Origin of the sequence: Paraburkholderia sp. (assembly GCF_049581445.1) — a bacterium.
Taxonomy (GTDB): Bacteria; Pseudomonadota; Gammaproteobacteria; order Burkholderiales; family Burkholderiaceae; genus Paraburkholderia.
The window spans coordinates 1-23,287 of the sequence record NZ_JBAURZ010000376.1 but is presented as its reverse complement, the minus strand read 5'-3'; the positions used below and the strand labels follow the sequence as shown (position 1 = coordinate 23,287).

At 61.2% G+C, this 23,287-nt stretch carries 18 protein-coding genes and 3 pseudogenes; 12 read left to right on the top strand and 9 right to left on the bottom strand.

The genetic code is table 11. The annotated features are described in order from the left end of the window. From infB to truB, 3 genes are all read left to right on the top strand, one after another. A partial coding sequence (gene infB / locus WCA85_RS32380; protein WP_424069351.1) for a translation initiation factor IF-2 occupies nucleotides 1–2,016 on the top strand: 2,016 nt, incomplete at its 5' end. Nucleotides 2,017–2,162: 146 nt separating this feature from the next. Continuing rightward, nucleotides 2,163–2,528: a 30S ribosome-binding factor RbfA gene (gene rbfA / locus WCA85_RS32375; protein WP_424069349.1), complete on the top strand. Its 366-nt coding sequence runs from the start codon at nucleotides 2,163–2,165 to the stop codon at nucleotides 2,526–2,528. A gap of 53 nt (nucleotides 2,529–2,581) precedes the next feature. Beyond that, nucleotides 2,582–3,532 (top strand): tRNA pseudouridine(55) synthase TruB, encoded by a 951-nt coding sequence (gene truB / locus WCA85_RS32370; protein WP_424069347.1) that lies wholly within the window; start codon nucleotides 2,582–2,584, stop codon nucleotides 3,530–3,532. A 99-nt stretch (nucleotides 3,533–3,631) separates the two neighbouring features. Here truB and WCA85_RS32365 read toward each other — a convergent pair whose 3' ends face one another. Genes WCA85_RS32365 through WCA85_RS32350 form a run of 4 tightly spaced genes read right to left on the bottom strand, consistent with a single transcriptional unit; the run spans nucleotide 3,632 to nucleotide 8,671 of the window. Further along, nucleotides 3,632–5,194: a DHA2 family efflux MFS transporter permease subunit gene (locus WCA85_RS32365; RefSeq protein WP_424069345.1), complete on the bottom strand. Its 1,563-nt coding sequence runs from the start codon at nucleotides 5,192–5,194 to the stop codon at nucleotides 3,632–3,634. A 31-nt stretch (nucleotides 5,195–5,225) separates the two neighbouring features. Next, complete coding sequence (locus tag WCA85_RS32360; protein ID WP_424069342.1) at nucleotides 5,226–6,458, bottom strand: EmrA/EmrK family multidrug efflux transporter periplasmic adaptor subunit; 1,233 nt, start codon at nucleotides 6,456–6,458, stop codon at nucleotides 5,226–5,228. Between the two features lie 55 nt (nucleotides 6,459–6,513). After that, the gene (locus WCA85_RS32355; protein ID WP_424069340.1) at nucleotides 6,514–8,097 is read right to left on the bottom strand and encodes an efflux transporter outer membrane subunit; all 1,584 of its coding nucleotides are present in this window, start codon (nucleotides 8,095–8,097) and stop codon (nucleotides 6,514–6,516) included. A gap of 52 nt (nucleotides 8,098–8,149) precedes the next feature. Then, complete coding sequence (locus WCA85_RS32350) at nucleotides 8,150–8,671, bottom strand: MarR family winged helix-turn-helix transcriptional regulator (protein WP_424069338.1); 522 nt, start codon at nucleotides 8,669–8,671, stop codon at nucleotides 8,150–8,152. A 386-nt stretch (nucleotides 8,672–9,057) separates the two neighbouring features. On the opposite strand from WCA85_RS32350, the gene typA reads away from it, so the two are divergent. The 6 genes from typA to WCA85_RS32320 all read left to right on the top strand — a co-directional run bounded on the left by typA (nucleotide 9,058) and on the right by WCA85_RS32320 (nucleotide 18,937). Then, the gene (gene typA / locus WCA85_RS32345; RefSeq protein ID WP_424069336.1) at nucleotides 9,058–10,884 is read left to right on the top strand and encodes a translational GTPase TypA; all 1,827 of its coding nucleotides are present in this window, start codon (nucleotides 9,058–9,060) and stop codon (nucleotides 10,882–10,884) included. A 353-nt stretch (nucleotides 10,885–11,237) separates the two neighbouring features. After that, nucleotides 11,238–14,099, top strand: coding sequence for a 2-oxoglutarate dehydrogenase E1 component (locus tag WCA85_RS32340; protein ID WP_424069334.1), 2,862 nt, complete (start codon nucleotides 11,238–11,240; stop codon nucleotides 14,097–14,099). A 115-nt stretch (nucleotides 14,100–14,214) separates the two neighbouring features. Then, nucleotides 14,215–15,498 (top strand): 2-oxoglutarate dehydrogenase complex dihydrolipoyllysine-residue succinyltransferase, encoded by a 1,284-nt coding sequence (gene odhB, locus WCA85_RS32335; protein WP_424069333.1) that lies wholly within the window; start codon nucleotides 14,215–14,217, stop codon nucleotides 15,496–15,498. Nucleotides 15,499–15,637: 139 nt separating this feature from the next. Further along, nucleotides 15,638–17,068 carry a dihydrolipoyl dehydrogenase gene (gene lpdA, locus WCA85_RS32330; RefSeq protein ID WP_424069331.1) on the top strand — a complete coding sequence of 477 codons (1,431 nt, stop codon included), beginning with the start codon at nucleotides 15,638–15,640 and terminating at the stop codon, nucleotides 17,066–17,068. A gap of 126 nt (nucleotides 17,069–17,194) precedes the next feature. Further along, nucleotides 17,195–18,292, top strand: a complete 1,098-nt coding sequence (gene zapE / locus WCA85_RS32325) for a cell division protein ZapE (protein ID WP_424069328.1) — start codon at nucleotides 17,195–17,197, stop codon at nucleotides 18,290–18,292. A 183-nt stretch (nucleotides 18,293–18,475) separates the two neighbouring features. Continuing rightward, nucleotides 18,476–18,937: a transposase gene (locus WCA85_RS32320; protein WP_424069326.1), complete on the top strand. Its 462-nt coding sequence runs from the start codon at nucleotides 18,476–18,478 to the stop codon at nucleotides 18,935–18,937. Between the two features lie 138 nt (nucleotides 18,938–19,075). Here the strand turns inward: WCA85_RS32320 and WCA85_RS32315 are convergent, their stop codons facing one another. Next, nucleotides 19,076–19,570, bottom strand: a complete 495-nt coding sequence (locus tag WCA85_RS32315) for a DUF2147 domain-containing protein (protein WP_424069324.1) — start codon at nucleotides 19,568–19,570, stop codon at nucleotides 19,076–19,078. A 258-nt stretch (nucleotides 19,571–19,828) separates the two neighbouring features. After that, a pseudogene (locus WCA85_RS32310) lies at nucleotides 19,829–20,094 on the bottom strand (ShlB/FhaC/HecB family hemolysin secretion/activation protein); the annotation flags it as partial. 44 nt (nucleotides 20,095–20,138) lie between these two features. On the opposite strand from WCA85_RS32310, the pseudogene WCA85_RS32305 reads away from it, so the two are divergent. Together WCA85_RS32305 and WCA85_RS32300 are read left to right on the top strand one after the other, a co-directional pair. After that, nucleotides 20,139–20,286, top strand: a pseudogene (locus WCA85_RS32305) (helix-turn-helix domain-containing protein); the annotation flags it as partial. Between the two features lie 48 nt (nucleotides 20,287–20,334). Then, entirely contained in the window at nucleotides 20,335–21,054 is a 720-nt protein-coding gene (locus WCA85_RS32300; protein ID WP_424069322.1) for a DUF2968 domain-containing protein, read from the top strand. A 118-nt stretch (nucleotides 21,055–21,172) separates the two neighbouring features. On the opposite strand, the gene WCA85_RS32295 is transcribed toward WCA85_RS32300, so the two are convergent. Together WCA85_RS32295 and WCA85_RS32290 are read right to left on the bottom strand one after the other, a co-directional pair. Continuing rightward, nucleotides 21,173–22,372 (bottom strand): low temperature requirement protein A, encoded by a 1,200-nt coding sequence (locus WCA85_RS32295; protein ID WP_424069320.1) that lies wholly within the window; start codon nucleotides 22,370–22,372, stop codon nucleotides 21,173–21,175. A 96-nt stretch (nucleotides 22,373–22,468) separates the two neighbouring features. Further along, nucleotides 22,469–22,660, bottom strand: coding sequence for a hypothetical protein (locus WCA85_RS32290; protein ID WP_424069318.1), 192 nt, complete (start codon nucleotides 22,658–22,660; stop codon nucleotides 22,469–22,471). 219 nt (nucleotides 22,661–22,879) lie between these two features. Between WCA85_RS32290 and WCA85_RS32285 the strand changes: the two genes are divergently transcribed. Next, complete coding sequence (locus tag WCA85_RS32285) at nucleotides 22,880–23,050, top strand: hypothetical protein (protein ID WP_424069317.1); 171 nt, start codon at nucleotides 22,880–22,882, stop codon at nucleotides 23,048–23,050. Nucleotides 23,051–23,101: 51 nt separating this feature from the next. Here WCA85_RS32285 and WCA85_RS32280 read toward each other — a convergent pair. Next, a pseudogene (locus tag WCA85_RS32280) lies at nucleotides 23,102–23,287 on the bottom strand (RNA chaperone Hfq); the annotation flags it as partial.

The following is a 23,287-nucleotide window of genomic DNA, read 5'->3' as shown; positions in this document are numbered from 1 at the left end:
CGTCCGGCAGGCGAAGCAGCGGCGCGTCCGGCGGCGAAAAAGCCGGCTGCGGCAGCGCCGGCTGCAACGACGGCGCCGTCGGCAGGCGACAAGAAGAAGCCGGGTGCTGGTAAGGGCGGCTGGCAGGACGACGCAGCAAAGCGTCGCGGCATCAAGACGCGCGGCGATACCAGTGGCGGTGTAGATCGCGGCTGGCGCGGCGGCCCGAAGGGTCGCGGCAAGCATCAGGAACAAACGACGTTCCAGGCCCCGACCGAACCGATCGTGCGTGAAGTGCATGTGCCGGAAACGATTACGGTCGCTGATCTGGCGCACAAGATGGCTGTGAAGGCGTCGGAAGTCATCAAGTCGATGATGAAGCTCGGCCAGATGGTCACGATCAACCAGATGCTGGACCAGGAAACGGCGATGATCATCGTCGAGGAACTGGGTCACCACGCGGTTGCAGCCAAGCTGGACGATCCGGAAGCGATGCTGGTCGAGGGCGAAACGTCTGACGCAGAGTTGCTGCCGCGTCCGCCGGTCGTGACCGTGATGGGTCACGTCGACCACGGCAAGACGTCGCTGCTCGACTACATTCGTCGCGCCAAGGTGGCGGCGGGTGAAGCTGGCGGAATTACGCAGCACATCGGGGCATATCACGTTGAAACGCCGCGCGGCGTCATTACGTTCCTCGACACGCCGGGTCACGAGGCCTTCACGGCCATGCGTGCCCGCGGTGCCAAGGCAACGGACATCGTGATTCTGGTTGTCGCCGCCGACGACGGCGTGATGCCGCAGACGAAGGAAGCGATCGCCCACGCAAAGGCAGGCGGCGTGCCGCTCGTCGTAGCGATCAACAAGATCGACAAGCCGGATGCGAATGCGGACCGCGTGAAGCAGGAACTCGTCGCGGAAGGCGTCGTGCCGGAAGAGTACGGTGGCGATTCGCCGTTCGTGTCGGTATCGGCCAAGACCGGCGAGGGCATCGACGACCTGCTCGAAAACGTGCTGCTGCAAGCCGAAGTGCTGGAACTGAAGGCGCCGGTCGAAGCGCCGGCCAAGGGTCTGGTTATTGAAGCGAAGCTGGACAAGGGTAAGGGTCCGGTTGCAACGATCCTGGTTCAGTCGGGTACGTTGAACCGTGGTGACGTCGTGCTGGCAGGCAGTGCCTACGGTCGCGTGCGAGCCATGCTCGACGAAACCGGCAAGCCGACCAAGGCAGCTGGCCCGTCGATCCCGGTGGAAATTCAAGGTCTGTCAGAAGTACCGCAGGCTGGCGAAGAAGTCATCGTGATGCCGGACGACCGCAAGGCGCGTGAAGTGGCGCTGTTCCGTCAAGGCAAGTTCCGCGACGTCAAGCTGGCCAAGCAGCAGGCCGCAAAACTCGAGAACATGCTGGAACAGATGAGCGAAGGCGAAGTGCAATATCTGCCGCTTATCGTCAAGGCCGACGTACAGGGTTCGCAGGAAGCGCTGGTGCAGTCGCTGCAAAAGCTCTCTACCGACGAAGTGCGTGTGCAGATCGTGCACGGCGCGGTGGGTGGCATCAGCGAAAACGACGTCAACCTGGCAACGGCTTCGAAGGCGGTCATCATCGGCTTTAACACCCGTGCGGATGCACAGGCGCGTAAGCTGGCGGAATCCAATGGCATCGATATTCGCTACTACAACATCATCTATGACGCTGTGGATGAAGTGAAGGCGGCAATGTCGGGCATGCTGCCACCGGAGAAGCGCGAAGTCGTGACGGGCATGGTCGAAGTGCGTCAGGTCTTCAAGGTACCGAAGATCGGTGCAGTGGCCGGTTGTATGGTCACGGACGGCTTCGTCAAGCGCTCGTCGTCGGTGCGTGTGCTGCGCAACAACGTGGTGATTCACACGGGCGAGCTCGATTCGCTCAAGCGCTTCAAGGACGACGTCAAGGAAGTGCGTCAGGGCTTCGAGTGCGGTATGTCGATCAAGAACTTCAACGATATCGTCGAAGGCGATCAGTTCGAAGTCTTCGAAGTCACCGAAGTCGCGCGTACGCTGTAATTCAGGCGCAACGCTGAAGGGGCGGGGCGGGCGCTTGGCGCCTCGCTCCGCCCCTTGTTTTTGTGCCTGCCGTTCGCGCTCGCAGCACGCTGCTGCTGAAGCGCAAACACCCTTGCTATCCGGTTCAATCGGATTACGGATTCACCATGCCAAAGAAACGTTCCTCCCCCAATCGCAATGTCCAGATCGCCGATCAGATCCAGCGCGATCTGTCTGAACTGCTGCGCGAGATCAAAGATCCGCGCATCGGGATCGTGACGATCCAGAGCGTCGAGCTGACGCCTGATTACGCCCACGCGAAGGTCTACTTCACCACGCTGACCGGCGACCCGCAGCAGACGCTTGAAGCGCTCACGCATGCCGCCGGCCATCTGCACAACCAGTTGTTCAGGCGCTTGCATATCCACACGGTGCCGACGCTGCATTTCCATTACGACAAGACCATTGAACGGGCCGTCGAGATGTCGCGGCTGATCGACGAGGCGAACGCCAACCGCGCCAAAGAAGACTGATGGCCCGCGGTTTGTTGCATCGCTGATTTTCCGTTCGCTCTGACTCTTCTGACATGACTGCATCTTCACGCGCACCTCAGCGGCCCCGTGTGCCGCGTCGCGCGCTCGACGGCGTGTTACTGCTCGACAAGCCTATCGGCCTGTCGAGCAATGACGCGCTGATTCGGGCGAAGCGCCTCTATCTGGCAAAAAAAGCTGGGCACACCGGCACGCTCGATCCACTGGCTACCGGTTTGTTGCCGCTCTGTTTTGGCGAGGCGACCAAGTTCTCCCAGGACCTGCTGGAAGCCGACAAGACCTACGAAGCGACCATGCGCCTCGGGATTCGAACGGCCACTGGCGATGCCGAAGGCGAGGCGATCGAGACGCGTGAGGTCACGTGCGATCAGGTGGCAGTGGTTGCCGCGCTCGCGCGCTTTCGCGGCGAAATCGTCCAGGTGCCGCCCATGTATTCGGCGCTCAAGCGCGATGGCAAGCCGTTGTACGAATATGCGCGCGCGGGCCAGGTAGTCGAGCGGGAAGGGCGGCGGGTGACGATTTACGCGCTCGACCTGCTCGCTTGCGCGTTGCCCGACGTGACGTTTCGTGTGACCTGCAGCAAAGGCACTTACGTCCGTACGTTGGCTGAGGATATTGGCGAGACATTAGGCTGCGGCGCGCATCTGGTGGCGCTGCGGCGCACCGGTGTCGGTGCGTTGACGCTGGAAAACGCGGTGACACTCGACGCACTGTCCGACGCGGCCGAAAGCGAACGCGATCAATGGTTGCAGCCGGTGGATGCGTTGCTGTCGTCTTTCCCTGCCGTGCAACTCGACGCTGAGAGCACCCGCCGCTTTCTGCATGGCCAGCGTCTGCGTCTTTCCGACCTCGCCTTGAGCGACGAAGCAGTGAATGCTGAGCGGGTGCGTGTGTATGCCGCGGAAGGCAAGTTGCTGGGCGTAGCGAAAGTGGGTGAAGGGGTGCTTGCGCCAGAACGGCTTGTCGTGACGGCAGCGACGGACTGAGTCGCGGCACCATATGGCCGCCGCTACCATCTTGCCTTAAGGCCCTATCAAGCGCCGTTTCCAGGGCGGACTACGTCCGCCCTGTCATCTAAGCCCTCGTCAATGCGCAGCTGCCGCTGCCGCGCCGGCATCGCCGCCCGCGCGTTCCGGTTTAGTCACCCAGATCAACGCAATCAACGCGACGAAGATCCCGCCCGAGATGAAGAACAGGTCGTTCACGCCCAACTGCGCCGCCTGTTGCGACACCATGTTGTTGAAGAGTCCATACGCCTGCGGCTGACTGAAGCCGGCCGCACCCATCTGACGGATCGACTGATCGAACACCGGGTTGTACGGATTGGCCTGAGTGGTCAGCTGCGCGTGATGCAGGATCGTGCGATGGTCCCACGCGGTCTGGAAGATCGAGGTGCCGATCCCGCCACACATGATCCGCACGAAGTTCGACAAGCCCGATGCGGCCGGAATCCGGTTGCCCGGCAAGCCCGACAACGTGATCGACACCAGCGGGATAAAGAACCCGGCCATGCCAATACCCTGGATCAGCGTGGGCAGAAGCAAAGAAAACTCGTCGACACCGGTTGTATAGCGCGAACGCATCCAGAAAACCAGCGCGAACACGAGAAACGACAGCGTAGCGATATAGCGCGGATCGGTGCGCGGCAGAATCTTGCCGGTCAGCGGTGACAGCAGCACCGCGAACAGGCCAACCGGCGCCATCACCAGACCGGCGTCCGTAGCGGTGTAGCCGAGATCCGTTTGCAGCCATAGCGGCAACAAAACCAGATTGCCGAAGTAGAGCCCATAGCCAATCGACAGCGCGACCGTGCCGCCCGTGAAGTTGCGTTTGCTGAAGAGTGACAGGTCGACAACCGGATGCTCTGCGGTCAGCTCCCACACAATGAAAAACGCGAGTGCAATCACGGCGGTCAGCCCCAACACCACGACTGTGGTGGATGAGAACCAGTCGAGGTCCTTGCCCTTATCGAGCATCACCTGAAGCGACCCGACCCAGATGATCAGCAACGCGAGCCCAACACCATCGATAGGCGCCTTGCGGATCACCGAATCGCGCTTACGGAAGATCGACCATGTCGCGATCGCCGAGATCGCGCCGACCGGAATGTTGACGTAGAAGATCCACGGCCATGAGATGTTGTCGGAGATCCAGCCGCCGAGAATCGGACCGGCCACCGGCGCAATCAGCGTCGTCATGGCCCACATGGAGAGCGCCATCGGCGCCTTCGCACGAGGATAGCTGGCGAGCAGTAGCGTTTGCGACAGCGGAATCATCGGACCCGCCACCGCCCCTTGCAGTACGCGCGAGGCGAGCAGGAAGGGCAGAGTCGGCGCGAGGCCGCACATCCACGACGAGATCACGAACAATACGATCGATGCCATAAACAGGCGCACCTGGCCGACGCGTTCGGTGAGCCAGCCGGTGAGCGGCACCGAGATCGCGTTCGCCACCGCGAACGAGGTGATTACCCACGTGCCCTGATCGGACGAAACGCCCAGATCCCCGGAGATGGACGGGATCGACACGTTGGCAATCGACGTGTCGAGCACGTTCATGAAAACAGCGAGCGACACCGCGATGGTGCCGATCACCAGTTGCGCGCCCTCCAACGGCGGATGAGGGACTTGCGCTTGAGCCTGAGCCATTTATCAACAACCTTCTTTGCGTATCGCGCGCTTACATGGCCTTGGCCGCGGGCTTCGTGCCACGATCGGCGGACTTTTGTGCGGCACCGCTTTTGTCCGCAGGACCGGCGTTTGCAGCAATGACGCGGGCGATCTCAGCGTCGGCCTCATCACCGTACTTGTCGAACACGTTGGTCTGATAGACCGTGTTCTTCGCGTCGCCGAGCTGGCCGCCGTTTTCGTCCTTGATGGTGACGTCGACGGTCATCGACAGGCCGATACGCAGCGGATGCTTTTCCAGTTCGTTCGGATCCAGCTCGATCCGCACCGGCAGGCGTTGCACGACCTTGATCCAGTTACCCGTGGCGTTCTGTGCCGGCAGCAGCGAGAACGCAGAGCCCGTACCCGCCGAGAAGCCGACCACCTTGCCGTGGAATACAACCGACGAGCCGTACACGTCAGCCGTCAGTTCGACCGGCTGGCCAATGCGCATATGCTTCAGTTGCACTTCCTTGAAGTTCGCGTCGACCCATACTGCGTTCAGCGGCACGATTGCCATCAGCGGGTTGCCCGGCGAGACGCGCTGGCCGACCTGCACCGAGCGCTTCGCGACATAACCCGTGACTGGCGCCGGCAGCGTATTGCGGGCATTCGCCAGATACGCATCGCGCACCTTCGCAGCAGCGGCTTCGACGTTCGGGTGGTCGGCAATCGTCGTGTTGGCGGTCAGCGCGCGGTTCGAGGCCAGTTGTTGTTTGGCGGCGTCGAGTGCGGCCTGCGCGCTCTTTACGGCGTCCCGGGCGTGCGAGATTTCTTCCTGCGAGACAGCACCGGTCTGCGCCACCATCATGCGGCGGCGCAGGTCGTCGTCGGCGCGCGACAGATCGGCTTCACGCACTTCGACTTGTGCCTGGTACTGGTTGTCGTCGGCGAACAGGCCGCGGACCTGGCGCACCACCTGGCCCAGGTTGGCTTCGGACTGCTGCAGCGCGACGCGGGCGTCGGCTGGGTCGAGTACGACGACCGGGTCGCCGGCCTTGACGGTTTGCGTGTCGTCGGCGTTCACGGCGATGACCGTGCCGGTTACTTGCGGCGTGATCTGGACGACGTTGCCGTTCACGTACGCATCGTCGGTCGACTCATGAAAGCGTGCGACGAGGAAGTAGTACAGCCCGTAGGCGATCGCGGCAATCAGGATCACGATGACGAGCAGCGTCATCATGCGCTTGCGTTTGCCGTTGTTCGCCGGTTGTGCGCTGGCGGCAGGTTGCTGGGGGGTGCTCATTGATATGCTCCGTATTCTCTCAATCTGCGTCGTTTATTCGGGTGGGCATTCGGATTCAGTTCGCGGCCGTTGATGCTTGCGTCGTTTGGCTCGCCTGCGCGGAGGGCGCCGCGGGTGCTGCCTGCGCCGCGGGTACGGCGGACGCGGCGGCCGGTGCTTCGACCGGCGCATCGGTTGGTGGCACGACGAGCCCGGTCTGGGTCGCATCGAAACCGCCGCCGAGGGCCTTGATGAGACCGATCTGCATCTCGCGGCGGCGCATCTTCAGGTTAGTCACCGTCTGTTCTGCGGCGAGACGGTTCTGGTCGGCGTTCAACACCTGCAGTTGCTCCGACAGGCCGGCCTTGTAGCGGATGACTGCGAGCTGATACGCCTTCGTCGACGCGTCGAGCGCCCGTTGCGCGTCGCCCGATTGCTGGTCGATCGAACGGATCGAAGTGATCTGCGTGGCGACATCCGACAGCGCATTGATCAGCGTCTGGTTGTAGTTGGCGACGTCGAGGTCGAAATCGGCGTAGCGGCCCTTTAACTGTGAGCGCAATTCACCTGCATCGAAGATCGGCAGGTGAATGGCCGGCCCAAACTGAATGGTGCGGCTCGACGCAGTCAGGAATCTGCCCCAGCCGAACGCATCGAAGCCGAAGCCGGCCGCGAGGTTCACGTCCGGGAAAAACTCAGCCTTCGCTTCCTTCACGTCATGCATTTCGGCTTCGACCTGCCAGCGCGCAGCGACGATATCCGGTCGGCGTGACACCAGATCGGCCGGCACGTTATCCGGCAGGACGACGGGGTTGCCCACTGTCAGGATGGGCTTGGCGATCTGCAGGCCGCGATCCGGTCCCTTGCCGAGCAGGGCACCTAGCTGATAGCGCACGGTGCTGATCTGGCCATCGAGATCGGTCACATTGGACTGGCTCGTCGCAATATTACCGTTGGCGGTCTGCTGCTCGACATTGGTGTCAAGACCGGCGACGACGCGGCCATGGGTGATGCGGCCAATATCCTGACGATTGGCGATTTCCCGTGCGGCGATATCGCGCAGCGCATACAACTGAGCCAGTTGGTTATACGTGCTGGCGACCGACGCGGCGAGCGTTACGCGCGCCTGCTGCACGTCGGCTTCCGCCGCTTTCTCCTGCGACACGGCCTGGCCAAGTCGCTGCCGGTTCTTGCCCCACAGGTCCAGATCCCACGAAGCGCTCGCCAGTACGTTGTTCTCGCTGTACCAGGTGCCACCGTAGGGCGGCGGGTAGATGGAGTTGGCCGAGAATATCTCACGGGTCCACGAGTAGCTGCCGTTAACCTTAGGATAAAGCGCTGAGCGCGTGCTTTCGATGTACGACGAGGCCTTCGCGAGGCGTGCCTGTGCCTGGGCGATCGACGGATTGCCCTCGAGCGCCTCGGCAATCAGTTGGGGCAGTTGCGGGTCGCCGAACTGGTTGGCCCAATCGAGCGACGGCCACTGGCCGCCCTGTGCAGGCAGGCTCTGGCTGGACTCGTACTGCGTCGGTGACGACATCTGCTTGTCGCTCTTGATGCCGCTGTAGTTCGCGCACCCCGCGAGGGCAAGCGCCGCCACCGCAGCGGTGACAGCGGCCCGGCGCGACAGCGCGGGCGCACACAGGGAAAGGGATTTCATCGCTCGACTCTTTGATGGTCAGTGAATTGTAATGATGGGCCGTGCAACCGGGTTACTGCGATTTGATGTCGGAATTGGTTGCTACGTCACGGGTTATGCCCGATAGATCACAGCCGCTATTGGTCAGAACGCGGCGCAGCATGCTCTTTAGAAAGCCGACTTCCTCGGGTGTAAAGCCTCCGAGCAGGTTGTCGACGACACCGTTGAAAATAGCCGGCGTGCGTGCGGCCAAGGTTTGGCCTTCGGTGGTCAGCGCGAGCCGGACGACCCGCCGGTCTTCGCTGCTGCGCACGCGTGTGAGCAGGCCGCGCTTTTCCAGCCGGTCAACCAGACGCGTGACGGCGCTTGCGTCAATGCCGTATTCACGGGCCAGTTCCGCCGCCAGCAGGCACTTCCCGCTGGCGACCATAAACAGGATGCTGGCTTGCTGACTGGTGATGCCGAGTTCGGCCATGGTCCGCTGCGTAATCTCGTTCGATATGGTCGATCTCACGCGGGAAATCAGATAGCCGACGCTTTCGCCGAGCTGATAAGCGCTGATTTCCGGCGGCGGCGTAGGGGTCTGATCCGTCATGATTCTCATGCGACTGCAATGGTTGACTATGCAGGATTATAGTGGGCGCTTAGTTGACGCGGCAAGCGTTATTGCAGCCCAGGCAACTATCTTTCGCGCCTCAAGTGCTTCAAAGAGCGGCGTTTCTGGGCGAAAATCGGGCCCGCAGGGGCCGCTGGTAAAGGGGCGGGAGGTTAGGAAATTCGCAACGGAAGATGTAAGGGATAGATAGCGCGCTGTCAGGAAAAACTGACGCCCGGTCCCCGATGATGAGTAAAGTCTAAGGGAATACCAGAGAACCTTAATCCATACATGCTATAATGTTGGGTTCCCAAAAGTGCGCTTTGGGCTTTGTTGGCTTCCCTCACAATGCTGCTGCTGGCGCACTCAACTGTCTCCAGGTTCCTATGACTCGCGCCCTACGCAACATTGCCATCATTGCTCACGTCGACCACGGCAAGACCACGCTCGTCGACCAGCTCCTCCGCCAGACCGCCACGTTCCGTGACAATCAGCAGATTGCCGAGCGCGTGATGGACTCGAACGACATCGAAAAGGAACGCGGCATCACGATCCTCTCGAAGAACTGCGCGGTCGAGTACGAGGGTACCCACATCAACATCGTCGACACGCCGGGCCACGCCGACTTCGGCGGTGAAGTGGAGCGCGTGCTGTCGATGGTCGACTCGGTGCTGTTGCTGGTGGACGCCGTCGAAGGTCCAATGCCGCAAACGCGCTTCGTGACAAAGAAGGCGCTGGCGCTCGGCCTGAAGCCGATCGTGGTGATCAACAAGGTGGACCGCCCGGGCGCGCGTATCGACTGGGTGATCAACCAGACTTTCGATCTGTTCGACAAGCTGGGTGCAACGGACGAGCAACTCGACTTCCCGATCGTCTACGCATCGGGCCTGAACGGTTATGCCGGCCTGACGTCGGACGTGCGCGAAGGCGACATGCGCCCGCTGTTCGAAGCCGTGCTGCAACACGTTCCGGTTCGCCCGGCTGATCCGGAAGCGCCGCTGCAGTTGCAGATCACGTCGCTGGACTATTCGTCGTACGTGGGCCGTATCGGCGTGGGCCGCATCACCCGTGGCCGTGTCAAGCCGGGTATGGCTGTGGCTGTGCGTTCGGGCCCGGATGGCGCGATCATCAACCGCAAGATCAATCAGGTGCTGTCGTTCAAGGGTCTCGAGCGCGTCCAGGTGGACTCCGCTGAGGCTGGCGACATCGTGCTGATCAACGGTATCGAGGAAATCGGCATTGGCGTGACGATCTGCGCGCCGGAAGCCCCAGAAGCGCTGCCGATGATTACCGTCGACGAGCCGACCCTGACGATGAACTTCCTGGTGAACTCGTCGCCGCTCGCCGGCCGTGAAGGCAAGTTCGTGACGAGCCGTCAGATCCGCGACCGCCTGTTCAAGGAATTGAACCACAACGTGGCGTTGCGTGTGAAGGAAACTGGCGACGAAACGACCTTCGAAGTGGCAGGCCGTGGCGAACTGCACTTGACCATTCTCGTGGAAAACATGCGTCGCGAAGGCTACGAGCTGGCCGTGTCGCGTCCGCGCGTGGTGATGCAGGAAATCGAAGGCGTGAAGCATGAGCCGTACGAAAACCTGACGGTCGACATGGAAGACGGCCACCAGGGCGGCGTGATGGAAGAACTGGGCCGCCGCAAGGGCGAAATGCTCGACATGGCATCGGACGGCCGTGGCCGTACGCGCCTTGAGTATCGTATTTCGGCGCGTGGCCTGATTGGCTTCCAGTCGGAATTCTTGACGCTCACGCGCGGCACGGGCCTGATGAGCCACACGTTCGACTCTTACCAGCCGGTCAAGGAAGGCACGGTGGGTGAGCGTCGCAATGGCGTGCTGATTTCGCAGGATGATGGCGCGGCAGTGGCCTACGCACTGTGGAAGTTGCAGGACCGCGGCCGTATGTTCGTGTCGCCGGGCGAGCCGCTGTACGAAGGCATGATCATCGGCATTCACAGCCGCGACAACGACCTGGTTGTGAACCCGATCAAGGGTAAGCAACTGACCAACGTGCGTTCGTCGGGTACGGACGAAGCCGTGCGCCTCGTGCCGCCGATCCAGATGTCGCTGGAATATGCAGTGGAATTTATCGACGACGACGAACTGGTCGAAGTCACGCCGCAATCCATCCGTCTGCGCAAGCGTTACCTGAAGGAACACGAGCGTCGCAGCGCCAGCCGCAAGGGCGCAGTGGACTAGTAATCAGCGGGCCTTTGCCGCTCTGGTTGGATGTCTGAATGATGCAATGCAAAAGCCACCTTCGGGTGGCTTTTGTCATTTCTGGTAACAGGTAACGTTGTTTGTACTTACCGTTGTTGGCACACACTGTTGCGAGTCCTGAAAAGGTCCGCGAAAGCCCGCTGGGAAAGGGTTTTGCGACACTAAGCCTTCTATCTGGAGTATTCGATATGTGCTATGCTTCCGCGGATGCAAGTTAAGGTCCTTCCAAGCAAGACTTGATTCGCGCAATCCGCCAAACGGTCAGGCCGTGTCGCGGAAGGTTTGAGTAACCCGCTATTTCTCGAGAAACTCGAAGAAAGGTGAGCGTAAATATGATGAAGCAATTCCAGTCGAACTCCTATCTGTTCGGCGGCAATGCTCCGTACGTAGAAGAAATGTACGAAGCGTATCTCGATAATCCGGCGTCAGTGCCCGAGAACTGGCGTGTGTATTTCGACGCGTTGCAGAACGTTCCTGCATCGGATGGCACCAACGCCAACGACGTGGCCCATGGCCCGATCGTCGAATCATTTGCACAACGGGCCAAGGCGAACGCTTTCATCCCGCGCACCGCTGCTGGCGGCGAAGATCTCGCCACCGCTCGCAAGCAAGTCTATGTGCAGTCCCTCATCGGCGCGTATCGCTTTCTCGGCTCGCAATGGGCCAATCTCGATCCGCTGAAGCGCCGCGAACGTCCCGCTATTCCCGAACTTGAACCTGCGTTCTACGACTTCACTGAAGCCGATATGGACCAGACCTTCAACACGAACAACCTGTACTTCGGTTTCGAACAGGCTTCGTTGCGGGATATCGTCAAGGCATTGCGCGACACGTACTGCGGCACGATCGGCGCCGAGTATATGTACCTCAGCGATCCTGAGCAAAAGCGCTGGTGGAAAGAGAAGCTCGAGTCGATCCGTTCAACGCCGAACTTCTCAAACGACAAGAAGAAGCACATCCTGAATCGCCTGACGGCTGCTGAAGGCCTCGAGCGTTTCCTGCACACCAAGTACGTCGGCCAGAAGCGTTTCTCGCTCGAAGGCGGCGAGAGCTTCATCGCTTCGATGGACGAAGTCGTACGTCACGGCGGTGCCCGCGGCGTGCAGGAAATCGTCATCGGCATGGCTCACCGTGGCCGTCTGAATGTGCTGGTGAACACGCTCGGCAAAATGCCGGCTGACCTCTTTGCCGAATTCGAAGGCAAGCACGTCGACGATCTGCCGGCTGGCGACGTGAAATACCACAAGGGCTTCTCGTCGGATGTCTCGACTGAAGGCGGCCCGGTTCATCTGTCGCTCGCGTTCAACCCGTCGCACCTTGAAATCGTCAACCCGGTGGTCGAAGGTTCGGCCAAGGCCCGTATGGACCGTCGCGGCGACGACAGCGGCCTGCAAGTGCTGCCGGTGCAGATCCACGGCGACGCGGCTTTCGCTGGTCAGGGCGTCGTGATGGAAACGCTGAACCTCGCGCAAACGCGTGGTTACGGCACGCACGGCACGCTGCACATCGTCATCAATAACCAGATCGGCTTCACCACGTCGGACCCGCGTGACTCGCGCTCGACGCTGTACTGCTCGGACGTCGTCAAGATGATCGAAGCACCGGTGCTGCACGTCAACGGTGACGATCCTGAAGCGGTGGTGCTGGCAACGCAGATCGCCATCGACTTCCGCATGCAGTTCCACAAGGACGTGGTCGTCGACATCGTCTGCTTCCGCAAGCTCGGCCACAATGAGCAGGACACGCCGGCTGTCACGCAGCCGCTGATGTACAAGACGATCGCCAAGCACCCGGGCACGCGCGCCCTGTACGCTGAAAAGCTGGTGCAACAAGGCGTGATCTCTGCGGAAGAGGGCGACGAATTCGTCAAGGCCTACCGCAAGGCGATGGACGAAGGCCATCACACTATCGATCCGGTGCTCTCGAACTACAAGAGCAAGTACGCAGTGGACTGGGTGCCGTTCCTGAACCGCAAGTGGACGGACGCTGCGGACACCGCAGTGCCGCTCGCTGAACTGAAGCGCCTCGCTGAGCGCATCACCACGGTCCCGGAAAACTTCAAGGTTCACCCGCTGGTCGAGCGCGTCATCAACGACCGTCGTGCGATGGGTCGTGGCGAAGCGAAGCTCGATTGGGGCATGGGCGAACACCTGGCGTTCGCGTCGCTGGTCGCATCGGGCTACGCAGTGCGCCTGACGGGTCAGGACTCGGGCCGCGGCACGTTCACGCACCGTCACTCGGTTTTGCACGACCAGAACCGCGAACGCTGGAACGACGGCACGTACATTCCGCTGCAGAACATCGCCGAAGGTCAGGCGAAGTTCACGGTGATCGACTCGGTGCTGTCGGAAGAAGCAGTGCTCGGTTTCGAATACGGCTACTCGACCGCTGAACCCAACACCTTCGTTGCATGGGAAGCGCAGTTCGGCGACTTCGTGAACGGCGCGCAAGTCGTGATCGACCAGTTCATCTCGTCGGGCGAAGTGAAGTGGGGCCGTGTTTCGGGTCTCACGATGCTGCTGCCGCACGGCTACGAAGGCCAGGGTCCGGAACACTCGTCCACCCGTATCGAACGTTTCCTGCAACTGTGCGCAGACCACAACATGCAGGTCGTTCAGCCGACCACGCCGGCGCAGATTTTCCACTTGCTGCGTCGTCAGATGATCCGCCTGTTCCGCAAGCCGCTGATCGTCGCTACGCCGAAGTCGCTGCTGCGTCACAAGGAAGCCGTGTCGGACCTGTCCGAACTGGCGAAGGGCGCGTTCCAGCCGATCATCGGCGAAGTGGACGAAGCGATCGAAGCGAAGAAGGTCAAGCGCGTCATCGCCTGCTCGGGCCGCGTGTATTACGACCTGGTGGCGCATCGCCGCGAAGCGAAGTCGAACGACGTCGCGATCATCCGTATCGAACAGCTCTATCCGTTCGCGCACAAGCAGTTCGAAGCGGAAATGAAGAAGTACGACAACGCAACTGAAGTGGTCTGGGTGCAGGACGAGCCGCAGAATCAAGGCCCGTGGTTCTACATCGAGCATCACCTGAAGGAAGGCATGAAGGAAGGGCAGAAGCTGGCATACAGCGGCCGTCCGGCATCGGCATCGCCTGCAGTCGGCTACTACGCAAAGCATTACGAACAGCAGAAGGCGCTGATCGAGGGTGCGTTCGGTCGTCTCAAGAGCGCGTCGATCGCTAAATAAACACAACAAGCGAACCGGGAAAGCGCAGGGCGCTTTCCCCGACCGCGAGTGACGGTTCATCCACGGTTCGCAGACGGTTCGTTGTTACCAGATACGTATTCAGGAAAAAATCACAATGGCTATTGTAGAAGTCAAGGTCCCCCAGCTTTCGGAGTCGGTGTCGGAAGCCACCATGCTGCAGTGGAAGAAGAAACCCGGCGAAGCTGTCGCGCAAGACGAGATCCTCATCGAAATCGAGACCGACAAGGTCGTGCTGGAAGTGCCGGCCCCTTCGGCTGGCGTGCTCGCACAAGTGATCGCGAACGACGGCGATACCGTCACCGCTGATCAGGTGATCGCCAAGATCGACACCGAAGGCAAGGCTGGCGCTGCTGCTGTCGAAGCAGAAGTGAAGCCGGCACCGGTAGCCGCACCGGCTCCCGCCGCCGCGCCTGCTGCTCAAGCCGCATCCGCAACGGGTGCGAACACGGCCGCTTCGCCGGCTGCTGCCAAGCTGATGGCGGAAAAGAATCTGGCATCGGGCGACGTCGCCGGCACGGGCCGCGATGGCCGCGTCACCAAGGGTGACGTGCTGACCGCAGGTGCTGCTCCTGCACCGGCTGCCAAGGCAGCACCGGCACCGGCTGCTGCACTGAAGGCCGCCAAGCCGTCGTTGCCGGACGTGAAGGCCCCGGGTTCCGCCGACGCATGGCTGAAGGATCGCCCGGAACAGCGCGTGCCGATGTCACGTCTGCGTGCGCGTATCGCCGAGCGTCTGCTTGAGTCGCAGCAAACCAACGCCATCCTCACGACGTTCAACGAAGTGAACATGGCGCCGGTGATGGACCTGCGCAACAAGTACAAGGACCGCTTCGAGAAGGAACACGGCGTGAAGCTCGGCTTCATGTCGTTCTTCGTCAAGGCCGCTGTCCACGCACTGAAGAAGTTCCCGCTGGTGAATGCGTCGATCGACGGTAACGACATCGTCTATCACGGCTACTTCGACATCGGTATCGCGGTCGGTTCGCCGCGCGGCCTGGTGGTGCCGATCCTGCGCAATGCAGATCAGCTGAGCCTCGCTGACATCGAAAAGAAGATTGCTGAATTCGGCCAGAAGGCTAAAGACGGCAAGCTGTCGATCGAAGAAATGACAGGTGGTACGTTCTCGATCTCGAACGGTGGCGTGTTCGGCTCGATGCTGTCGACGCCGATTATCAACCCGCCGCAATCCGCGATTCTGGGTGTGCACGCGACGAAGGAACGCGCTGTGGTCGAAAACGGCCAGATCGTGATCCGCCCGATGAACTACCTGGCGCTGTCGTACGACCACCGGATCATCGACGGTCGCGAAGCGGTGCTGTCGCTGGTCGCCATGAAGGATGCACTGGAAGATCCGGCGCGCCTGCTGCTCGACCTGTAAGCACGGGTTTGACTGGCGCCGGCTTGTCATTGCACAAGCCGGCGCCATATACGCTGTACGCCTCTAGCATTCCGCAGTACTGGAACGACGCGCGCCTCGAAGCGTGGCCGCGCGTCGTCCCGTCATCAAAAGGATTGTCATGTCCAAAGAATTTGACGTCGTCGTGATCGGTGCCGGTCCCGGCGGCTACATCGCAGCTATTCGCGCTGCGCAGCTCGGCAAGTCGGTTGCCTGTATCGAGAAGTGGAAGAACCCGGCCGGCACGCTGAAGCTCGGCGGCACCTGCCTGAACGTGGGTTGCATCCCCTCGAAGGCACTGCTCGCCTCGTCGGAAGAATTTGAAAATGCATCGCATCACCTCGGCGACCACGGTATCAGCGTGGAAAGCGTCAAGGTCGATATCACGAAGATGCTGGCCCGCAAGGAAAGCATCGTCGAGAAGATGACCAAGGGCATCGAATTCCTGTTCCGCAAGAACAAGATCACGTGGCTCAAGGGCCATGGCAAGTTCACCGGCAAGACGGACGCCGGCGTGCAGATCGAAGTGAGCGGCGAAGGCGAAACGGAAACCGTCACGGCTAAAAACGTGATCATCGCCACGGGTTCGAAGGCGCGTCATCTGCCGAACATTCCGGTCGACAACAAGATCGTCGCCGACAACGAAGGCGCATTGAGCTTCGACTCCATTCCGAAGAAGCTGGCCGTGATCGGCGCTGGCGTGATCGGTCTGGAACTGGGTTCGGTGTGGCGTCGTCTGGGTGCTGACGTTACTGTCCTCGAAGCGCTGCCGGAATTCCTTGGCGCGGCTGATCAGGCACTGGCGAAAGAAGCAGCCAAGCAGTTCAAGAAGCAAGGCCTCGATATTCACGTGGGCGTGAAGGTTGGCGAAGTCACGACGACCGACAGCAGCGTCACGCTGAACTACACGGACAAGGACGGCAACGCACAGAAGCTCGAAGCGGACCGCCTGATCGTGTCGATTGGCCGCGTGCCGAATACCGACAACCTCGGTCTGGAAGCGATCGGTCTGAAGGCCAATGAGCGCGGCTTCATCGACGTGGACGACCACTGCGCAACCGCAGTGCCGAACGTCTACGCAATCGGCGACGTGGTGCGTGGCCCGATGCTCGCGCACAAGGCCGAAGATGAAGGTGTGATGGTCGCCGAAATCATCGACGGTCAGAAGCCGCATATCGACTACAACTGCATTCCGTGGGTGATCTACACCGAACCGGAAATTGCATGGGTCGGCAAGACGGAGCAGCAACTGAAGGCAGAGGGCCGCGAGGTCAAGACGGGCCAGTTCCCGTTCATGGCCAACGGCCGCGCGCTCGGCATCAACAAGGCGGACGGTTTCGTCAAGATGATCGCTGACGCGAAGACTGACGAAGTGCTCGGCGTGCACATCATCTCGGCTAACGCATCGGACCTGATCGCGGAAGCCGTGGTGGCGATGGAATTCAAGGCGGCGTCGGAAGACATCGGCCGCATTTGCCATCCGCACCCGTCGTTGTCCGAAGTAATGCGCGAGGCGGCCCTGGCCGTCGACAAGCGCGCGCTGAACATGTAATTAAATGCACGCCTGACTGATCGAGGTGATTGCGCGACTGATTGCATTGCCTGATCGCAGCACCTTTGCATCATGACGAAGGCGGGCGGGTTCACTCCCTCCCGCCTTACTTTTTGCAGCCATAGAATGAACGTCACCGAATACTACGAAAACGAACTGCAGACGCGGGGTTATCAATCGGACCCGGCGCAACGCGCGGCCGTGGACCGTCTGCAGCGGTGCTATGAAGAGTGGAGCGAGTACAAATCGCGCCGCTCGAATGCGTTCAAAAAACTGCTGATCCATCCGGACCTGCCACGCGGCGTGTACATGTGGGGCGGGGTGGGGCGCGGCAAGAGCTTCCTGATGGACAGCTTCTTTACGGTGGTACCGCTGTATCGCAAGACGCGTCTGCATTTTCACGAGTTCATGCGCGAAGTGCATCGCGAACTGGAAGACCTGAAAGGCCAGGCCGATCCGCTCGACGAACTCGCGCGGCGCATCGCCAAACGCTACCGCCTGATCTGTTTCGACGAATTCCACGTCTCCGACATCGCGGACGCGATGATCCTGTACCGTCTGCTCGACAAGCTGTTCGAGAACGGCGTGCAGTTCGTGATGACGTCCAACTACGACCCGGACACGCTCTATCCGGACGGGCTGCATCGCGACCGCATGCTGCCGGCGATCGAACTGATCAAGGCCAAGCTCGACGTGATCAACGTGGATGCGGGCGTCGACTACCGGCAGCGTACGCTGGCACAGGTCGAGGTGTATCACACCCCGCTTGGCGCAGCCGCCGACAAGGCGTTGCGCGACGCCTTCGCGCGTCTTGCAGCGGTGCCGGACGAAAGCCCGATCCTGCGCATCGAAAAGCGCGAGCTCAAGGCGCTACGCAAGGCGGATGGTGTCGTCTGGTTCGACTTCGCGACGCTGTGCGGCGGCCCGCGTTCTCAGAACGACTATCTGGAACTGGCAAGCCGCTTTCACGCGGTGGTCCTCTCGGGCGTGCCGCAGATGAGTGCGCGTATGGCCTCGGAGGCGCGTCGCTTCACATGGCTCATCGATGTCTTCTACGACCACAAGGTCAAGCTGCTGATGTCCGCGGCGGTGCCGCCTGAACAGCTGTACACCGACGGCCCGATGGCCAACGAATTCTCCCGCACGGTTTCGCGCATCGTGGAAATGCAATCGAAAGAATATCTCGACGCGCCGCGTCGGATCGTCGATACATCGCTTACCTGAAGTTGACTCACCCGGGGGCCTCGCGCGGTCGCCAGGCTCTGCGCGTTCTATTGCGATAGCTTAGGGTCTGGCCACCAATCTCTGGCGGTCGATGTCGCATTTTCAGGATTCGGATTGGTCTTATATTCGGTCCATGGGTGAGCCGATATCTTCTTGAAATGCTTTTTGACAAGGAGAAAGCCCATGACCCCGTACCGTGACATCAATGACGAAGAATGGCAACGCGTCGCGCCGCTGCTTCCTGAACTGCGCCCCCGCGCCGAACTCCGCGGCCGCCCGCTCGCGAACACGCGCTCCGTGCTCAACGGCGTGCTGTGGGTGATGTATAGCGGCGCTACCTGGTCCGCCATGCCGCGGAAATATCCGTCGTATCAAACCTGCCACCGGCGTTTCAAGGCGTGGCACGCGTCCGGCGTACTCAAGCGCATCATGGACCAACTGTTCGGCGAGGCAAGCACCGAGTTGTGCGGCATGATGGAAGCGCGCATGCGTGTTCACGTCGCCCCCGAACAGAAGGAAGCGCGTGTTGAAGCGCCTGCAGTCGCACCCGCCAGGCCGTCGTCGCCTTTCGGTCCCTCACCCACGCAGCAGTCGGTGCCGCCTTCGGTATTTGGCTATGCGGCGTCTTTCAAGCACGCTGCATGACGGGTCCAATGAATTGAACCCGCGCTATCAAAAGAAACCGGCCGAACGAAGCGAATCGTCGGCCGGTTTTTTTTCTGGTTGCATTGAGCGTCAGACTCGAAGCGCTATGCGCCGCTGACCGCTTGGGGTCGCTTTGAACTATTGTTGGCGAATCCAGATCTGCGAGCGTCCCAGCAGCGAAACGCCAATGTAGCCGCGCACTACCAGCTTCTGCCCACCATCTTCCAGGTGCATCTTGCACTTGTAGACCTTGCCGTTTTCAGGGTCGAGAATATTGCCACCGTCCCAGCCGTCGCCTTCCTTCTTCATGTCGTGGATGATCGTCATGCCGAGGATCAACTGATCCTTGCGCGCGTCCGTACAAGCGCTGCAGCGGCGGTCCGGCTGGTCGTTCGCACCGAGTCCCTTGATTACCTTGCCGTCGAGCGCGCCATCGCCGTCCTGACTGATCTGCACGAGCGCCTTTGGCTGGCCGGTGCTGTCGTCGATCGTTTGCCACGTGCCGATTGGACTGTCGGCTTGCGCCATAGCCGTCACGGCGCTGGCGAGGAGTACGCCGGCAAGCGCTGCGTGTTTGGCCGTGCGTGAGACGATGGAGCGGGTGCGTCGGGTGAATTGAGCGAATTGCGTCATTGTCTTCCTCCTTGATTAAAAATCGGCGCGATCTTGGTCGCGCGGCGTTATGGGCATGTCGGACCGTTTGCTGCCGTTCATGCCGGATCGTGCGAACTGATCCATCTGGTCAGCGCAGAATACGTGAAAGTATGTGCTGCGTTTGATAGTGGAACCTCTAATCAGACCCGCCCGGGCGGGCACGCTGCCTGACGCCTGCTGGCTTGAGCGCACCGCGCGCCCATAGGGCATTTGTTCATTCAGACGTGCCGAATCCGTTCAGTTCAACTGGGATGAAAAGGTTGCGTTGACTTGTGGACTGCGCGACGCGCTCTCGGCGCATCGCCGACCGCCTCGGCCACCGACAAGTCGAGCGTGTAGTACTCCGCATCCGAAATGCGGAAGCCAAACGCGATCGAAGAGGGTTTCGATGGCGCTGGTGTGCCCGCGTGCAGATAGACACGCGCCGTGTCGAACGAGATCTGCTCGGATGTCGGCAGCGAGTCGGGACTGTACTGGTCGGTCATGGCAATCGCTATGCCGATCGTAGGCCGACACGGCGCCAATCACGCTCTGAGTATTGTTCAGCAATCGCGTGCTTGCGGCACTTGACGCTAACGGCTGGCGCCGCCAGGATACCGCGGGCACGCTCGGCATCAGCCGCAAGGTGTAATGGGAGAAAAATGCGCAAGTACCAAATTTTTGACGAAGAGCCCGAAAGCCGCGAAACTGAGTAATAATGGGATAGTTTGTACTAAAACAAAAACTGTTCAAGCAGGATTTACATGGACCACAAGTTGAAACTCCGACAGATTGCCTTGGGCGCTCTGGTCGCGCTGGGGGTTGCGCAGGGTGTTTACGCACAGAATTCGCCGGATAACGCAGCAAACGTTAGCGCCGCTCCTCAAGGGGCGGCGAGTGCAGTCTCAGCTACTATGCCGGCCGACTCGGCCCAGGCCACACCGCTGACAGCGGATGAAGCAAAGCAGTCCGCCGCGGGGAACGTCGCGGAGTTGCAACGGCTGATCCGTGGTACGGAGTTGACTGAGCTGCGTACCACCTACAACGGCAGCTACGGCGCAAGCCTCCTGTACAACGCGAAGGAGATGACCTACTACGTCGCGCTATTCCAGCAGAAGACTTTCTGGCGCGTTATCAAGACGGAAGACGACACACGTGCCGAACTGATCTATAAAGATTTCGCGCGGCAGACCGTGCAGTTGTCCGACGTCGAGATTCGCCGGATCCGTCTCGAAGCGCAAAAGGCTTTCACGGATCGGATGATCGCGTTGTCGCAGGACCGTGCTAACCGCCTGCAAGCTGATCTGGATGTGGCGCATCAGCAGCAGAATATCGTCAACAGTCAGCAGCAGCAGAGCCGTGCCGAAGCGACGGCGCTGGCGCAGCAAAAGGCCGAAGCACAGGGCCAGTTGCGTGCCGCGCAGAAGCAGGTGCAGAATCTGCAGCGTCAGCTTGATAGCGGCTTGCCGACTACCTCGCGCTAAGCCTGGCACGGCCCAGTCAGGCCGGACCCGCAGCAAGACAAAAAACCTCGTGCGGTGCGCCGCCCGAGGTTTTTCTCGTTTGGGCGGCGCAGTACTCTTGCTGTTTGGCGAGGCGGCGCTATTCGGTGCCGACCGCTTCGGCCGGTGCGGACCCCCGGCGCGAGATGCTCTCCCATGTGGCTACCACGATCAAGACGGCAGTAGTCAAACCGCCCGTCATTAGCAGGTCAGTATGGAACGCGAACGGCGCGATGAGCGCAATGAGCGCCAGCCCGATCCAGTGCGATAACGGGAACCAGCCATAGACCACGCGCTTGTAGAGGCCATTGCCCACCACATAGACGGCGGGGCCACCGAGCAGCAGCCAGGCGGTCGGCCAGCCGACCGGCTCGGGCGGATGCAGGATCACCAGGTTGTCCGCGGCGGCTGAGACGATCACGCCTGCAATCAGGATCACGTGGACGTAGTGAAAATACGCGGCCATCAGGCCGGGCTCGTTCGAGCGCGCAATCGCGCGGCTGCCTGCGCCGCTGCTGGTGTCGAAGTAGACCCACCACATCGCGATACTGCCGGCAAAGCACACAAGGAACGCGATGATCGCCGGCGCGCTCCACGTGGCGATGTCCGACAGCGTGCCGCCCGTCACCACCACTGATTCGCCAAGCGCCAGGATCACGAAACCCTGACAGCGTTCCGCGATATGGCCGCCTTCCGTGCTGCGCCAATCGGCGGCGCTGGAACGGCCGAGTACGGGCAGCGGGAAGCCGAACATCGGTGACACGTATTCGCACAGCACCGCCGCACCCCAGCAGGCAAAGCGCGGCATCCCTTCCAGCAGACCGCCTGCGATCCACGCCACGCCTGAGATCACCAGCCAGCCGCAGATGCGCCGAAAGTTCGCAGTGAGCGCGTGGTGAGGGCCGAGAAAACCCAGCACGACGAGACTACGGCCCACCTGGATCGCCACATAACTGATCGCGAACACCAGACCGCGTTCGCCCCAAGCGAGCGGCAGGCTGGCGGCCATCACCATGCCGATGACCATCACGGCAAACAACAGCAGGCGCACCTGAATGCGGTCCGGGTCGAACCAGTTGGTGACCCAGCAGGTGTATTGCCAGCCGAGCCACACCGCGAACCACAGGATGAGGGTCTGCAGTGCGCTGAACGCGCTCAGATCGTGCATCAGGCGGTGCGAAAGCTGCGTGACGGCAAACGCGTAAATCAGGTCGAAGAACAGCTCGACGTAGGTGACGCGGGCTTCGTCGCCGTCGCGTTCGCGCAGAAAGCGCGCGGGCCTCGCGGTCTCAATGGGCATGCTGTCGTTCCTTCTGCGGGAGCGGGCAGTTTCGGTGCGTGATCGCGCCGGGTCGACAAGACCGCGAACGGCGCGACGCAATGCCTGATTCAGGCGTCAGCGATGCTTCTTTTCTTTGGCGGGTGAGTGCGGTGAGTGCGCTGCGGCTGGCGTGGAGGCCGGCTTGCGTGGCGTGTCGGCGGCGATCGCGATGGGGTCGCTGGCCGGAAAGGTTTCGTCGAGCGCCTCGTCAAGGCGGTCCTCCGCCGTTTCATCCGGTGCTGGAGCGTGGGGCTTCGGCTTGGACATGTCGTACTCCGCAAAGGGTATCGAGCGTTCAGGATAGCGCAAAGCGGCAGTGCGCCACAGAACTCCTCAGCATCCCTTGAAATTGCCGCGCGATGTTTCGTCTAGGGTGTGTCGCGGGATGGGGCCCGAGCGGCACATTGACGGGGTGGTGCGGAAATGAATTCGAACAGGCGCGAGCCGGTACAACGCTTCAATGCTTTACACGTTGTGGAGGCGGAATTGGAACACCTGGATTGGGCGACGCGACAGCCCGGCGTGCGCATGTTCAGTGCGGGTTACTGGCGTCGCCGCGTGCTGGCGGTGAAATGCGGATTCGAACTGACGCATCAGCAACGGGTGCGTATCGAGCAGATTCTGAAACGGCTGGATGATCCGGACAGGGTGGCTTAGGGGAGGCCAGGGTGGGCCTCGGTTGGCCACCCTGCGCGCCGCCTGGAGGTTTTATTCGTTGCCGCTGTTGTTGCCGTTACCGTTGCCGTTACCGTCGCCATTACCCGTGCCGAACAGACGGCGGCGACGTGTCACCACCACTGGACCATCCGAGGGCGCCCGGTCAGAAGGCGGGCGGTCAGACGGGGTGCGCTCGGCAGGCGGCTGTGCACCATACGATTCGCGCGGTTCACGCGG